The organism is Ruegeria sp. HKCCD7181 (assembly GCF_057221055.1).
The window spans coordinates 319,263-333,196 of sequence record NZ_JBWVBC010000001.1 but is presented as its reverse complement, the minus strand read 5'-3'; the positions used below and the strand labels follow the sequence as shown (position 1 = coordinate 333,196).

General features: G+C 57.7%; 13 protein-coding genes. 10 read left to right on the top strand and 3 right to left on the bottom strand.

The window, feature by feature from the left end; translation table 11 throughout:
* Nucleotides 1-6: 6 nt before the first annotated feature.
* The 8 genes from tsaE (at nucleotide 7) to AC2TCY_RS01635 (ending at nucleotide 9,599) form a co-directional block, all read left to right on the top strand.
* Nucleotides 7-477, top strand: a complete 471-nt coding sequence (gene tsaE, locus AC2TCY_RS01670) for a tRNA (adenosine(37)-N6)-threonylcarbamoyltransferase complex ATPase subunit type 1 TsaE (protein WP_480845041.1) — start codon at nucleotides 7-9, stop codon at nucleotides 475-477.
* Nucleotides 474-1,478, top strand: coding sequence for an aminoglycoside phosphotransferase family protein (locus AC2TCY_RS01665; protein ID WP_480845039.1), 1,005 nt, complete (start codon nucleotides 474-476; stop codon nucleotides 1,476-1,478). The genes tsaE and AC2TCY_RS01665 overlap by 4 nt, the downstream gene beginning before the upstream one ends.
* A complete protein-coding gene (locus tag AC2TCY_RS01660; protein ID WP_480845037.1) occupies nucleotides 1,475-2,161 on the top strand; it encodes a nucleotidyltransferase family protein in 687 nt (228 codons plus the stop codon). Before AC2TCY_RS01665 ends, AC2TCY_RS01660 begins: the two co-directional genes overlap by 4 nt.
* The gene (gene addB, locus AC2TCY_RS01655) at nucleotides 2,154-5,081 is read left to right on the top strand and encodes a double-strand break repair protein AddB (RefSeq protein ID WP_480845036.1); all 2,928 of its coding nucleotides are present in this window, start codon (nucleotides 2,154-2,156) and stop codon (nucleotides 5,079-5,081) included. Before AC2TCY_RS01660 ends, addB begins: the two co-directional genes overlap by 8 nt.
* Nucleotides 5,078-8,437, top strand: a complete 3,360-nt coding sequence (addA, locus tag AC2TCY_RS01650) for a double-strand break repair helicase AddA (protein ID WP_480845035.1) — start codon at nucleotides 5,078-5,080, stop codon at nucleotides 8,435-8,437. The genes addB and addA overlap by 4 nt, the downstream gene beginning before the upstream one ends.
* A 60-nt stretch (nucleotides 8,438-8,497) precedes the next feature.
* On the top strand, nucleotides 8,498-8,818 hold the full coding sequence (gene trxA / locus AC2TCY_RS01645) for a thioredoxin (protein WP_480838588.1): 321 nt from the start codon (nucleotides 8,498-8,500) through the stop codon (nucleotides 8,816-8,818).
* Between the two features lie 71 nt (nucleotides 8,819-8,889).
* Complete coding sequence (locus AC2TCY_RS01640) at nucleotides 8,890-9,240, top strand: Lin0512 family protein (protein WP_480845034.1); 351 nt, start codon at nucleotides 8,890-8,892, stop codon at nucleotides 9,238-9,240.
* Nucleotides 9,237-9,599, top strand: coding sequence for a Lin0512 family protein (locus AC2TCY_RS01635; RefSeq protein WP_480845033.1), 363 nt, complete (start codon nucleotides 9,237-9,239; stop codon nucleotides 9,597-9,599). The genes AC2TCY_RS01640 and AC2TCY_RS01635 overlap by 4 nt, the downstream gene beginning before the upstream one ends.
* Nucleotides 9,600-9,660: 61 nt before the next feature.
* Here the strand turns inward: AC2TCY_RS01635 and AC2TCY_RS01630 are convergent, their stop codons facing one another.
* Nucleotides 9,661-9,855 (bottom strand): DUF1127 domain-containing protein, encoded by a 195-nt coding sequence (locus AC2TCY_RS01630; RefSeq protein ID WP_480845032.1) that lies wholly within the window; start codon nucleotides 9,853-9,855, stop codon nucleotides 9,661-9,663.
* A gap of 197 nt (nucleotides 9,856-10,052) precedes the next feature.
* Between AC2TCY_RS01630 and hslV the strand changes: the two genes are divergently transcribed.
* On the top strand, nucleotides 10,053-10,610 hold the full coding sequence (gene hslV / locus AC2TCY_RS01625; protein WP_480845031.1) for an ATP-dependent protease subunit HslV: 558 nt from the start codon (nucleotides 10,053-10,055) through the stop codon (nucleotides 10,608-10,610).
* Here hslV and AC2TCY_RS01620 read toward each other — a convergent pair.
* Together AC2TCY_RS01620 and AC2TCY_RS01615 are read right to left on the bottom strand one after the other, a co-directional pair.
* Entirely contained in the window at nucleotides 10,602-11,843 is a 1,242-nt protein-coding gene (locus AC2TCY_RS01620) for an MFS transporter (RefSeq protein ID WP_480845030.1), read from the bottom strand. The two genes, hslV and AC2TCY_RS01620, sit on opposite strands and share 9 nt — an antisense overlap.
* Before the next feature lie 104 nt (nucleotides 11,844-11,947).
* A complete protein-coding gene (locus AC2TCY_RS01615) occupies nucleotides 11,948-12,346 on the bottom strand; it encodes a DM13 domain-containing protein (RefSeq protein WP_480845029.1) in 399 nt (132 codons plus the stop codon).
* Nucleotides 12,347-12,544: 198 nt separating this feature from the next.
* Between AC2TCY_RS01615 and hslU the strand changes: the two genes are divergently transcribed.
* Nucleotides 12,545-13,852 carry an ATP-dependent protease ATPase subunit HslU gene (gene hslU, locus AC2TCY_RS01610; protein WP_480845028.1) on the top strand — a complete coding sequence of 436 codons (1,308 nt, stop codon included), beginning with the start codon at nucleotides 12,545-12,547 and terminating at the stop codon, nucleotides 13,850-13,852.
* The last annotated feature ends 82 nt before the right edge of the window (nucleotides 13,853-13,934 follow it).

Genomic DNA, 13,934 nt, shown 5'->3' with positions numbered 1-13,934 from the left:
GGCGCCATGAATGCGCCGCTGTCGATCACACTGAAATCACCGGAAGAAACATCGGTTCTGGCTGCCCGCCTGGGGTCAACGCTGCAACGCGGCGACGTACTGTTGCTAGATGGACCCATCGGCAGCGGGAAAACCCATTTTGCGCGCGCCCTGATCCAGTCTGTATTGGCAAACCCGGAAGATATCCCATCGCCAACCTTCACCTTGGTTCAGGTTTATGACACCGGGATTGGCGAAGTCTGGCATTCAGATCTGTACCGCCTGACGGCAATCGAAGAGGTTGAAGAATTGGGACTAACCGAAGCGTTTGAAACCGGCATCTGCCTTGTTGAATGGCCGGACAAACTTGGCTCTGTCCGACCGAATTCGGCTCTAACACTGAAGTTTCGAGCCGACACAGATGACGAGGATACCCGTCATCTAATCTTGTCCTGGTCCGATCCAAAGTGGGCTTCAAGGCTGGAGAACTCTGTATGACCAACCGGGCTATTCTGGCTGAAGCGCTGATCGCTCAGACCCCTTGGGCAAATGCGACGCACGCGCCGCTGGCAGGTGATGCGTCAAACCGTCGATACGAGCGACTTACCGATCCGACCACAGGCCGAACTGCAGTGTTAATGGATGCGCCACCGGAAAAAGGCGAAGATGTTGAACCCTTCGTGCGGATAGCTCAATACCTGCGCTCGATTGGATTGAGCGCACCGGAAATATACGCCGAGGACAGTCAATACGGCTTCCTTTTGCTCGAAGATCTGGGTGATGCATTGTTTGCGCGTGTCCTGGAAAAGGATCCCGCGTCCGAGCGGATGCTTTACGACGCAGCCACAGATGTTCTGGTCCATCTGCACGCGGCACCGGTTTTGTCCCTGGACAGCTACGATCCGGCCCTGATGACCGAATTCGCAGCGCTGTCCTTCACGAAATACTCTCAAGGCATACTCGGCACACACGACTCCGATGCCCGGTCCCGGTTCGAACTGCGTTTTGCCGACATCCTTCATCGCGAAACTGGCGGAACGCGTGTTGTGGTGCAACGGGACTATCATGCAGAAAACCTGATCTGGCTGCCTGAGCGCGAGGGCGTCGCTCGGGTGGGTTTGCTGGATTTTCAAAGCGCTATGCTGTGTCATCCGGCCTACGATCTGATGTCGCTGTTACAGGATGTTCGCCGGTCGGTTCCCGCCGGGATCGAAATGCGCATGATTGATCGGTATATCACGGCAACCGGTGTTGACAGCCATGATTTCCGCACGGCGTACAGCGTTCTGGGCGCTCAACGCAGTCTGCGTATTCTGGGGGGCTTCGCCCGTCTGGCCACAGATTATGGCAAACCGCACTATGTCGATCTGATTCCGGCCGCTTGGGCGCATCTGATGCGCGATCTGGAACATCCGGCGCTGGTACCCGTGGCCGATTTGCTGCGAGAGGCTCTGCCGAAACCAACCCCTGAAAACCTAGCCAGACTGAGGTCGCAATGACCCGAACGCCGCAGGCCGTCATGTTGTTTGCCGCAGGATTCGGAACGCGCATGGGTGCGCTGACCAATGATAAGCCCAAGCCCTTGATCCACGTTGCTGGCCGACCTTTGATCGACCATGCCCTGGATCTGGTCGAAGACGCCGGGCCCAAACGCGTGGTTGCGAACCTTCATTACCGAGCTGACCAGTTGGCCGCGCACTTGAAGCCCCGTGGAATATTGCTGTCACATGAGACCCCCAGGATTCTTGAAACCGGTGGGGGTTTACGCGCCGCGCTGCCACTGCTTGGGTCCAACCCAGTATTTACCTTGAATTCCGATGCCATCTGGTCTGGCGTCAATCCATTGAAATTGCTCCAAGAATCATGGAACCCCGAAGAGATGGATGCATTGCTCATGTGCATTCCGGTGGGTCAGACCATCGGCCATTCCGGACCGGGCGATTTCACCGCGGACGAAACTGGCCGGATTAGCAGGGGCCCGGGTCTGGTCTACGGCGGCGCACAAATCCTCAAAACCGACGGGCTGCACGATTTCCCGCAAGAGGCTTTTTCCCTCAACCTGCTATGGGACAGGATTCACGAGCAAGAACGTCTTTTTGCACTCAGCTACCCCGGACGCTGGTGCGATGTCGGACGGTCCGAAGGTATCGCGCTGGCTGAAGGTTTGATTGCCGATGTTTGAACCCGTCACCAAGCCAAGAGTTTTCGCTGTACCACCGGGCGCGGATTTTCCCAAGGTTCTGGTGAACGGCTTGCGCATGCGCAGCGCTACGTTGCCGCCGGAAAGCTTGGCGCGAGTTCAACTGGTGGTGAATACCCGCCGGATGGCGCGCCGCGTGCGCGATCTGTTCGACCAGGGTCCGCCATGCCTGTTACCGCGAATGTCACTTGTAACAGATCTTGGCGCCGGTGCGGACCTGGAACATATTCCTCCTGCCGTTCCACCTCTGCGCCGAAGACTTCAGCTAACCCAGCTGATCGCCAAATTGCTGGAACAACAGCCAGATTTGGCCGCACGATCCTCGCTGTTCGACCTTTCCGACAGTCTGGCCGCCCTGATCGATGAAATGCAGGGTGAAGGTGTGTCGCCCGACGCCATTCGTCAGCTGGATGTTAGCGACATGTCTGGCCATTGGGCGCGGGCGCAGGCGTTCATCGGCATCGCGGATCACTTCATAGATGCGGAACAGGGCACCTTGGACGCACAGGCCCGGCAGCGGCGCGTAGTTGAAACACTGATTTCGCAGTGGCAGGAGAGCCCGCCTCAGCATCCTGTAATCCTCGCAGGGTCTACCGGATCGCGCGGAACCACGATGATGTTGATGAAGGCCGTGGCGCAATTGCCGCAAGGTGCCCTCATTCTGCCGGGTTACGATTTTGACCAGCCTGATCAAGTCTGGCGCAATATGGATGATGCGCTGGCCTCTGAAGATCACCCACAATTCCGGTTCCACAAGCTAATGCGCGAACTGAGCCTGTATCCGGATCAAATCCAACCTTGGACCGAGGACCAGGCACCTTCGCCCACGCGCAACAAATTGATTTCGTTAGCATTACGCCCCGCGCCCATCACTGATGCATGGATGAGCGAAGGCCCGCGCCTGACTAATCTAGAGGCCGCAACTGAAGATCTGACGCTAATCGAGGCGCAATCGCCGCGGTCCGAAGCACTGGCGATTGCTCTGCGTCTGCGTCAGGCGGCCGAGACCGGTCAGACCGCCGCTCTGATTACACCGGATCGGATGTTGACCCGCCAGGTCAGCGCCGCGTTGGACCGCTGGGATATTCTACCGGATGACAGCGCTGGCCTGCCGCTGCAATTGTCCCCACCTGGTCGGTTCCTGCGTCACGTGGCAGGATTGTTTGCCCGTCGATTGGACGGTGAGGCCTTGCTGACGCTACTGAAACACCCGCTTTGCCATGACGGCGGTGACCGTGGGGCACATTTGCTGCACACGCGCGATCTTGAGCTTGATTTGCGCCGCAATGGACCTCCGTTCCCTGATGCGGCCAGCCTGTCGGGCTTTGCTAATCGCAAGGACGGTGTCGAGGCTTGGGTACGTTGGGTCACCATCCATTTTTGCGATCGGCAGATTCCGGGCGAGCTGCCGCTGACAAATTGGATCAACCGTTTGCGTGAACTCGCCGAGGCGATTTCAGCGGGAACTTCCGGCGAAACGGGCACGCTTTGGGACAAAAACGCGGGCCAAAAGGCGTTGGCGATTCTGACTGCATTGGAAACCGAAGCAGAGCATGGCGGTTCGATGACCGCGCACGATTTCTCTGACTTGCTGGGTGCTTTGCTGGCGGGGGAAGAGGTCCGTGATCGCGACGCTCCGCATCCGCATATCATGATTTGGGGGACCCTTGAGGCGCGAGTTCAAGGGGCCGATCTGTTGATCCTTGGAGGGTTGAACGAAGGAAGCTGGCCCGAAGCTGCTGCGCCAGACCCTTGGCTGAACCGCCAGATGCGCGACAAGGCAGGATTGCTGCTGCCGGAAAGGCGTATCGGGCTATCAGCGCATGATTTTCAGCAAGCTGTCGGTGCGCCCGAAGTCTGGCTGACACGCGCCATACGTTCGGATGACGCCGAAACCGTTCCGTCGCGCTGGCTGAACCGCCTGACAAACCTGCTGCAAGGCCTGCAGGGGCAGGGTGGTCCGGAGGTGCTGTCCAAAATGCGCGAGCGTGGCCAGCAATGGCTGCACTGGTCGCAAGCTCTGGAACACGCGCCCCGGATAGAGGCCGTGCATCGTCCATCGCCCAGGCCTCCGGTCGCGGCCCGCCCGAGACGACTTTCGGTTACCGAGATCAAGCGTCTGATCCGCGATCCTTATGCGATCTACGCCAAACACATACTTCGACTGAAACCGCTGGATCCCTTGGTGCGCGCGCCGGACGCCTTGCTGCGTGGAATCGTCATCCACGAGATTCTGGAACATTTCATTAAAGACAGCGTTCTGGATTCCGCGCTTCTGACTCGCGAAAACTTTCTGAAGCGCTCCAACGCCTTGCTGGAGACCCAAGTAGCCTGGCCCACAGCGCGCAAGTTATGGCTGGCGCGCCTTACGCGGATCGCTGATGCGTTCCTGAGTGCGGAATTGGGTCGGCGAACCAACGGCGGCCCAGTCGCATTCGAAGCGGCAATGGCGCTGAAACTATCGCCGCTGGACTTCATCATAGCAGGCCGGGCAGATCGGATCGACCGCAACAGCCGTGGTGCGCTGCAAATCATTGATTACAAAACCGGTACGCCGCCATCAGAGAGCCAGCAGGCCAAGTTTGACAAGCAGCTGCTGATCGAGGCCGCGATGGCCGAACAGGGTGGTATTGAAGGGTTCGACCCATCACCCGTTGCACAGGCCATTTTCATCGGCATGGGCGGTACCTATAAAGAGGTTCCCGCGCCCTTGACCAAGGAACCGCCAGACAAAGTACTGGCTGAGTTAAAACAACTAATTTCAGCTTATTTAGAGCCTGATCTGGGCTTCTCCTCCCGCCGCATGCTACACAAGGACTCTGATGCTGGCGACTATGACCATTTGGCGCGATTTGGCGAATGGGACCGCACCGCGGAGACCCGCCCCGAGGACTTGATATGACCTTGCGTAACGATGCGTCCGAGCGTCAGGTGCAGGCCGCGCGGCCAGACGCCTCGACCTGGTTAGCGGCGAATGCGGGCTCGGGCAAGACGCGGGTTCTGACCGACCGTGTGGCGCGGCTATTATTAGGTGGCGTGCAGCCGCAACATATCCTGTGCCTGACCTACACCAAGGCTGCGGCCAGCGAAATGCAGAACCGCCTGTTCAAGCGCCTTGGTGAATGGGCGATGCTGAGCGACGCCCCCTTGCTGGAACAGCTAACGGACCTGGGGATCCAGGGCGTCGTTGACCCTGACAAACTGGCGCAGGCCCGCACGCTGTTTGCACGTGCGATCGAGACGCCCGGCGGACTGAAAATCCAGACCATCCACTCGTTTTGTGCATCACTACTTCGCCGGTTTCCGCTGGAGGCCGGCGTCAGCCCCCAATTCACCGAAATGGAAGACCGCGCAGCCGCCTTGTTGCGAGATGAAATCGTAGAGGATTTTGCCGATGGGCCACAGGCCGATCTTGTCGAGGACGTCGCTCGGTTTGTAACTGATACCGGGTTCGACAACCTGACCGCCGCCATCACGCAAAAGCGAAACCTGTTTTCGCAACCACTGGACTGGTTCGACCTTTTAAAGCGGTTCGGATTACCCAAAGGGTTTGACGAAGATGCGTTGCTAAAAAGCGTCTTTCTGGGGGGTGAGGTTGAGCTGATCCAAGCCCTTTTGCCTGCGCTAACCGAAAGCGGCGGCAACAACGCCAATGCAGCGGCAAAACTGGCAACACTCTCAGGGCCACAGCTGATGGCGCTTCCGGTTCTCGAAAGCGTTTTGCTAACCGGCAAATCTGCAAAGGAACCCTTTGCCGCCAAAATCAACGGCTTCCCCACAAAGCCATTGCGTGAAGGTGCACTGGCCGACTGGATGCCGCAACTCGAAGCCTTGATGCTGAGGGTTGAGGCCGCGCGGGAACAGCGTTTGGCGCTCGTCGCGGCGCAGAAAGCCCATGTTCTGCACCGGTTCGCCGCCGCTTTTTTGCCAGAGTATGAACGACGCAAACAGTTACGCGGCTGGTTGGATTTCGACGATCTGATATTGCGCGCCCGGCAAGTATTGAACGACCCGGCTGTGGCGGAGTGGGTACTATATCGTCTGGACGGCGGCATTGATCACATTCTGGTGGACGAGGCACAGGACACCAGCCCCGACCAATGGGATGTGGTGGAAAAACTGGCGCAGGAATTCACCAGCGGGGAAGGGGCCCGATCAGGTGTTGAGCGCACGATTTTCGTGGTGGGGGACAAAAAGCAGTCCATCTATTCCTTTCAGGGCGCAGATCCGAAGGCCTTTGACCAGATGCGAGAGCAGTTTGGTCGTAAACTGCAGGAATCAGGCTCTAAGTTGTGGGATTCAACGTTGGAATATTCCTTCCGATCCTCCAGCGCGATCCTGTCTCTGGTCGATATTCTGTTCGAAAGCCGAATAGATGCCGGGTTTCACAAAGAGTCTCAGCATCGCGCCTTCAAGGCGGATCTGCCCGGTCGGGTCGATCTGTGGCCGGTGATAGAAAAGGTCGAGGACAATCAAGAGGGCGATTGGACCGATCCCGTCGACCGCCCTGGTGCACGGCACCATACGGTCATTCTGGCCGAAAAGGTCGCCAACTCAATAAAGTCCATGATCGATGATGGTGAAACTATCCCTGAGGATGGCTCCGAACCCGGACGTTTTGTGCGTCGCAAAGTGCGGCCCGGCGATTTTCTGATCCTGGTTCAGCGACGCTCGGATCTGTTTGCTGAGATCATCCGCGCCTGCAAGTCCGCTGGATTGCCCATCGCCGGGGCCGACCGGTTGAAAGTCGGGGCCGAATTGGCGGTAAAGGACCTGGCCGCTTTGTTGAGTTTTCTGGCAACGCCGGAAGATAGCCTGTCTCTTGCCACCGTCCTTAAATCTCCGCTGTTTGGCTGGTCCGAGCAGCAATTGTTTGACTTGGCACATCGGCGAACAGACCCGTTCCTGTGGACGGCTTTGCGAAACCGGGCAGAGGAATTCCCTGAAACGCTGGCCGTTTTGCATGATCTGCGGGGTCAGATCGATTTCTTGCGCCCTTATGACCTGATCGAACGCATCCTGACCCGCCACGACGGTCGCCGCAAACTGCTGGGCCGTCTGGGCGCCGAGGCCGAAGATGGGATCAACGCCCTGCTATCGCAGGCGCTGGCTTATGAGCGCACGGATATACCCAGCCTGACTGGCTTTCTGATCTGGATGCAGACCGACGATCTGGAAATCAAACGACAGATGAGCGGCGTCGGAGATATGATTCGAGTCATGACCGTTCACGGGTCAAAAGGCTTGGAGGCGCCGATCGTGATCCTGCCGGACACCGGCAAGCGCCCCCCGCCAAGGGACGCGGAAATCATGGTTTCGGAGGGAACGCCGGTATGGAAAGTACCCGCGGATAACTCGCCAGACCTAATCACACGCGCGAGAAATAAGGCGCGAGAAAGAGAAGAGAATGAACGGCTACGGCTGTTGTATGTGGCTCTAACTCGGGCGGAAAAGTGGTTGATTGTGGCCGCTGCGGGCGATGTCGGCAAGGACGGATCCAGCTGGTATCAGATGGTCGAAGCCGCCATGGCGAAGGCGGGGGCCGTTCAAGTCGAAGGAACCGACATCCGCAGACTGGCACATGGGGATTGGGAAGAACTGCAGCAGGTTACGCATGCTGTCACTTTGGCCCAATCTGAAGCTTTACCGGAAATGTTTCAAAAATTACCACCGGAACCGGTTGCGTTGCAGGATACACTCAGCCCCTCTGACTTCGGCGGGGCGAAAGCCTTGCCCGGTGACGACGGGCTGGAAGAGGAGGCCGCCAAACTGCGCGGAACACGTCTGCACCTGCTTCTCGAGCATTTGCCAGCGGCGCAACAGCATGATTGGCCCGAGCATTGCGCCCGACTTCTGCCGGATATGCAGGACTTGGATCGGCGGGAATTGCTGAACGAGGCCGCAGCGGTCCTGACAGCGGATCACCTGAAATCCGTCTTCGCGCCTGACGCCCTGGCCGAGGTCCCATTGTCGGCGGATCTGGAAGGGGCCCGGCTGCATGGGGTCGTTGACCGTCTGATCGTCACCGATTCAGAAATACAGGTTGTTGATTTCAAAACGAATGCCACGGTTCCCGCCACTGCCGAAGAGTGCCCCGAAGGGCTGCTGAGGCAAATGGGGGCTTACGCGAAGGCCCTCTCGCAAATCTATCCGGAGCGCGAAATCCGCACGGCAATCCTGTGGACGCGTACCGCGAGCCTGATGTGGTTACCCCACGAACATGTGACACAAGCGCTGCGACGGGCGCGGGCGTCTTGACCTCCCAAATCGCCGCACCTACGTTCTGAACCCAAGCATTCCCCATTCAGGAGACAGAAAATGTCGACCGTAGCCGTAACCGATGAAACCTTTGACGCCGAGGTCAAGAACTCGGACGTCCCCGTTGTTGTGGATTTCTGGGCCGAATGGTGCGGTCCCTGTAAGCAGATCGGCCCCGCGCTGGAGGAACTGGCGTCCGAATACGGCGACAAAGTGAAGATCGCCAAGGTCGACGTAGACAGCAACCCGAACGCAGCCGCCGCGATGGGCGTACGTGGCATTCCGGCGCTGTTCATCTTCAAGGACGGTCAGGTTGTCTCGAACCGTGCAGGCGCAGCGCCCAAGGCCGCGCTGCAAAGCTGGATCGAAGAATCAATCTGATCCGTTGTGATCGGCAAAGATCTAAGGCGCCTTTCGTAAGGCGCCTTTTTTATTGAGTATCGGAGGAGCAGATGGCGAAGACACGGGTTCTTGTAGAGTTCGGGATGGGCACGTCGTTGCGGCGCATGGACTTCACCGAGGCATCACTGCGCGCGATCAGGGATGCCCTGTGGCACAACTCGATCAACATGGCCGAACTGTTCGGCTTTCCCAAAGAGGCGATGATCATCGACGTAGAGATCGGAGTCCAACAGCCAGATCAGGTTGATACCAGCAGGCTTTTGGACGTTTTTCCTTATGGTCAGCCCAACGTTACTGTCACACGGGGAGGTCTGGATATCGAAAAGCCCGGTGACGCGGGACACACGGTCATTGCCAATGCGGCCTTGGCAGTCTCGTTCGATATGGAGCCTGCGCAATGAGAAAGAAACGCATCATTCTGGAAATGGGTATGGGGAATGACCTTTACGGTCAGGACTACACCAAGGCCGCCCGACGTGCGGTGCAGGACGCGCTGCATCATTCCTCGATCACCTTGTTTTCAAAGCTGGGAATCGACCACAGCGAAATGCGGGTGCGGGTGACAATTGGCGTTCAAAACCCTGATCAGGTAGATTGCGATGTCATAGCTGCTGACCTGCCAAGAGGTCTTGCCGAAGTGCGCGCGGTCCTGGGCGGCCAGGATGTTGTCGATGATGAGGCGGGTACCCGGCATGTCGTTGCCACTGCCGCTATCGAGGCGTTCGTTCCGGATCAGACCGGCAAATACGTACAGTGCTGACATAGAAAAAGCCGCTCGGATTTCCGGGCGGCTGTTCTGACTTGGTGATCCGGATGATGGATCAGAGTTTCGCGATATCCGCCCGGACAAGGCCGATGTCGTCCAGCTGAGCGTCGCTCAGTTGCGAAAGCGCCTTGCGGGTCTTACGCGAAGTGTTCCATTCGACAACAGTGTCGAAAGCATTTGTGAACGCGTCCACTACGTGCAGGATGGTAGCTGCTCCGAGCGGCGCATGGATGTTTGCAGTAGTTGCCATGTACCCAGTCCTTTTCGATGAAACAGCCGACCCGTTGTCGGTTGTAAGCCCCATGTAGGACGAACCGCCGAGTCTCACAATTGCTCGTTCAACAGTCCCGGATTGCGTTTTGTGCATATCTTTCGGGCAGTTTTGGAACGGGTTGCGCCCTTTGCCTGCCCAGCCCATATAGGACGCCAGAGATTACGGAGGCATTCATGGCAGACAGCGATTTTCCCGGATGGCATGGCACAACGATCATCGGCGTCAAAAAGGGTGACAAGATCGTCATTGCCGGAGACGGGCAAGTCAGCCTGGGTCAAACAGTGATCAAGGGCACTGCGCGCAAAGTACGCCGCCTGTCGCCAGGCGGGTTTGAGATTGTTGCCGGGTTTGCCGGATCAACCGCCGATGCCTTCACGCTGCTTGAACGCCTTGAGGCCAAGCTGGAGGCCACGCCCGGCCAATTGGCGCGCGCCTCGGTCGAGCTGGCCAAGGACTGGCGCACCGATAAATACCTGCAAAAGCTTGAGGCGATGCTGATCGTCACCGACGGCAAGGATCTGTTCGTGATCACCGGGGCAGGGGACGTGCTGGAGCCAGAGCATAACGTCGCCGCCATTGGTTCGGGTGGTAACTTTGCCCTCGCCGCGGCACGCGCGATGATGGACGGCGACAAATCAGCCGAACAGGTGGCGCGTGAAGCTATGGCGATTGCCGCCGATATCTGCGTGTACACCAACGGCAATCTGACGGTTGAAACGATCTCAGGCTAACAACGTCCTGATCTCTTTACCCTTCCAGCGCATGTGCATCCCGATCAGGCCCATAAGGGCCGTCACGATGACGATGTAGTAAGGCATGCGGATATCAATGCTCATCAGCCCACCGCCGATCAGTGACATGACTCCGCCAGCCAGACAGAAGACTGCTGTTGTCACGCCCATGACCCAGCCTTGATCAGTCTCGCTGACCGCCGAGGAAAACAGGCCGAGCAAGGTCGGGTAAGACACACCAAAAAAGAAGTAGAAGAAGAAGACCGGGACATAGCTCAATACCCCGCTGGGACTGAAGGCGAAGCCAAAGCCGCAGATCACCATGACGACCAGCGAGGTGTAGATGATCACGTGCTTGCTAACTCTTTCCTGCGCGGGCTTGACCAGGAAGGTGCTGGAGAATGCCAGCGCAAAACCAATCACAACCATAGCCATGCTGCCGCCGATCACTCCGTAGCCCCATGCGCTGGTCAGGAAATTATCAACGAACACATAGAACGTGACGTTGGCGATCATGAACAGTGCGTAGACTGGCAGGATTTTCAAAACCATCGGGTGCCCACGAACGGCAATCAGGCTGTCGGTAATATCCCGAGGGCGAAAAACAAACGCTGTACGTTCTGTACGGGTATCTTTGAAAAAGAACACCACAAGGGATATTGCAATCATCACCAGAACGAAGGCGCCATAGAATGGGGTTTTCAGCGTTGCCGCGCTGCCCAGCAGGGCTGCGTCCGACAGCACCGCTCCGATGATCGGACCGCCCACCAGACCAAAGCTGACGCCGGTCACGATGTACCCCATGTTGCGGTCTCGGTCCGCTGCATCGGTGCTGCCGTCAATCATTGCCGCCTGCGCAATAGGCTGATTGCCTGCGGTAAACCCGGTAATCGATCGCCCGACGATCAGCAGCAAAAGGCTATCGAGATACAGAGACGCAATTGTAATTGCGTAACCGGCAAGAGCACCGCCCAGACAGATCAGCAAGGCGTTCTTGCGTCCGATGGAATCCGAGACCTTCGACACATAAACAACGCCCAGAAACCACGACAGGAAGAAACATCCAATCACCAGCCCATAATAGAAATGCCGGCGGCCCTCCGGGGTGCTTTCCGGCAGGAACCCGGATTTCGTCTCCATGATCAGAGAATTGATGATGGGAAACACGAGACCCTGCCCAATCAGGTCGACAAACACCACAAACAGCAGGGTGATCTTGGCAATCTTCGTCATAAAATGCGCCCCGGTTCGAAATTTACCGAGGAGTGTAACAGATGGATGTCCCGACACCTAACGGTGTATCAGAGGCCGGACGCAATCCGGCCCCTGCAGAAATACTAGTTCAGCGATGCCACGCCCAGCGGAACGCCGGCAACTTCGCACCAGATGTAGACTTCGTTGTATTTTGAGACGTCCATGGTCGGCGGCACGGCATAGGATTGTTGGCCCGTCAGGTTCAGCAACGCGCCCAGTTTGGTTTCAGGATCATAAGTGCCGTCCTTGCCCAGCGCCACGCGCGGATCAGGGCCACCATCCAATGAGAAATCATCGCCCAGTTCGACAATATAACGGTCGCCGTCCTTCGTCAGTTTCACTGAACCTGTGGTGACGTGGTTGGAACGGCCCTCGAATTGACCCTTTTTCTTTCCGCCGGCCAGGGCACCGCTGGCGCTGGCCAGTGTCAGCGCCGCGCCCGCGGCAGCAGCATTCACAAAAAGCGAACGACGAGTCATCATGATGTGTTTCTCCAGTTTCCAATACAGGCTGGTTTGCCCGTCGAAGCCGTTTATGGCGCATACCCGGATCACATGGCGATTCACATCATCACGAATTTCCGTGTGCTTTTCGTGTGTTGGCGTGAGATCTGCGTGATCAGCTTGTGTTTTTGCGCCTTATGATTAGGTTCCGGTTCGAAACAACCGGATAGAACACACATGACCGACCTGACCCCGCGCGAGATTGTCTCGGAACTGGACCGCTTCATCATCGGGCAAAAGGACGCCAAACGCGCCGTGGCCGTTGCTCTGCGAAATCGCTGGCGGCGCAAGCAGTTGTCGGATGAAATCCGGGATGAGGTCTACCCAAAGAACATCCTGATGATCGGCCCCACCGGTGTTGGTAAAACCGAGATCAGCCGCCGCTTGGCCAAATTGGCACGCGCGCCGTTCATCAAGGTCGAGGCAACCAAGTTCACCGAAGTGGGCTATGTCGGTCGCGATGTGGAACAGATCGTGCGCGATCTGGCAGATGCGGCAATTATCCAGACCCGTGAATACATGCGCGAAGACGTCAAGGCCCGCGCCCATCAAGCCGCTGAGGATCGTGTGATCGAAGCCATTGCCGGCGAAGATGCCCGTGACGCCACGCGTGAAATGTTCCGCAAAAAACTCAAAGCTGGTGAGTTGGACGACACAGTGATCGAGTTGGAGTTGGCCGATTCCTCGAGCCCGATGCCAATGTTCGATATCCCGGGTCAGCCGGGCAGCCAGATGGGGATGATGAATCTGGGTGACATTTTCGGTAAGGCTTTCGGGGGACGTACCGTTAAAAAGCGGATGACCGTCGCCGATAGCTATGAAGCCCTGATCGGAGAAGAGGCGGACAAGCTGCTGGATGACGAGACTGTCAACCGTATCGCGTTGGAGTCGGTGGAGCAGAACGGCATCGTGTTCCTTGACGAGATCGACAAGGTTTGTGCCCGAACAGACGCACGCGGCGGCGATGTCAGCCGCGAAGGCGTACAGCGCGATCTGCTGCCTCTGATCGAAGGGACGACCGTGTCGACAAAGCACGGCCCCGTCAAAACAGACCATATTCTGTTTATCGCATCAGGCGCATTCCATATTGCCAAACCTTCGGATTTGCTTCCCGAGCTACAGGGTCGCTTACCGATCCGGGTGGAATTGCGGGCACTGACCGAAGAAGACTTTGTACGCATCCTGACCGAAACCGACAACGCGCTGACCCTCCAATACACCGCGTTGATGGGTACCGAGGAAGTCACGGTAGGGTTTACGGAAGACGGCATTGCCGCGCTGGCTCGTATCGCGGCAGACGTGAACCAAAGCGTCGAAAACATCGGCGCTCGGCGTTTGTATACGGTGATGGAGCGGGTGTTCGAAGAACTGTCCTTTACCGCCCCCGATCAGGCCGGGGCAGAGATCATCGTGAACGCGCAGTTTGTGGACGACAATCTGGGTGAGTTGACCAAATCTGCGGATCTCAGCCGTTACGTTCTGTAACATAACCCGGCCGGAACTTGCCGGCCGCCATAAAGGTATGACTGGACGCCGGGCTTGAATTAGGTAGCGTGGGCGCAAAACC

Coding starts and splice junctions, on each gene's coding strand:
- hslV (WP_480845031.1), top strand. CDS start 10,053: ATGGCAGACAGCGATTTTCCCGGATGGCATGGCACAACGATCATCGGC.
- AC2TCY_RS01660 (WP_480845037.1), top strand. CDS start 1,475: ATGACCCGAACGCCGCAGGCCGTCATGTTGTTTGCCGCAGGATTCGGA.
- AC2TCY_RS01635 (WP_480845033.1), top strand. CDS start 9,237: ATGAGAAAGAAACGCATCATTCTGGAAATGGGTATGGGGAATGACCTT.
- AC2TCY_RS01620 (WP_480845030.1), bottom strand. CDS start 11,843: ATGACGAAGATTGCCAAGATCACCCTGCTGTTTGTGGTGTTTGTCGAC.
- addB (WP_480845036.1), top strand. CDS start 2,154: ATGTTTGAACCCGTCACCAAGCCAAGAGTTTTCGCTGTACCACCGGGC.
- AC2TCY_RS01630 (WP_480845032.1), bottom strand. CDS start 9,855: ATGGCAACTACTGCAAACATCCATGCGCCGCTCGGAGCAGCTACCATC.
- tsaE (WP_480845041.1), top strand. CDS start 7: ATGAATGCGCCGCTGTCGATCACACTGAAATCACCGGAAGAAACATCG.
- hslU (WP_480845028.1), top strand. CDS start 12,545: ATGACCGACCTGACCCCGCGCGAGATTGTCTCGGAACTGGACCGCTTC.
- AC2TCY_RS01615 (WP_480845029.1), bottom strand. CDS start 12,346: ATGATGACTCGTCGTTCGCTTTTTGTGAATGCTGCTGCCGCGGGCGCG.
- trxA (WP_480838588.1), top strand. CDS start 8,498: ATGTCGACCGTAGCCGTAACCGATGAAACCTTTGACGCCGAGGTCAAG.
- AC2TCY_RS01640 (WP_480845034.1), top strand. CDS start 8,890: ATGGCGAAGACACGGGTTCTTGTAGAGTTCGGGATGGGCACGTCGTTG.
- addA (WP_480845035.1), top strand. CDS start 5,078: ATGACCTTGCGTAACGATGCGTCCGAGCGTCAGGTGCAGGCCGCGCGG.
- AC2TCY_RS01665 (WP_480845039.1), top strand. CDS start 474: ATGACCAACCGGGCTATTCTGGCTGAAGCGCTGATCGCTCAGACCCCT.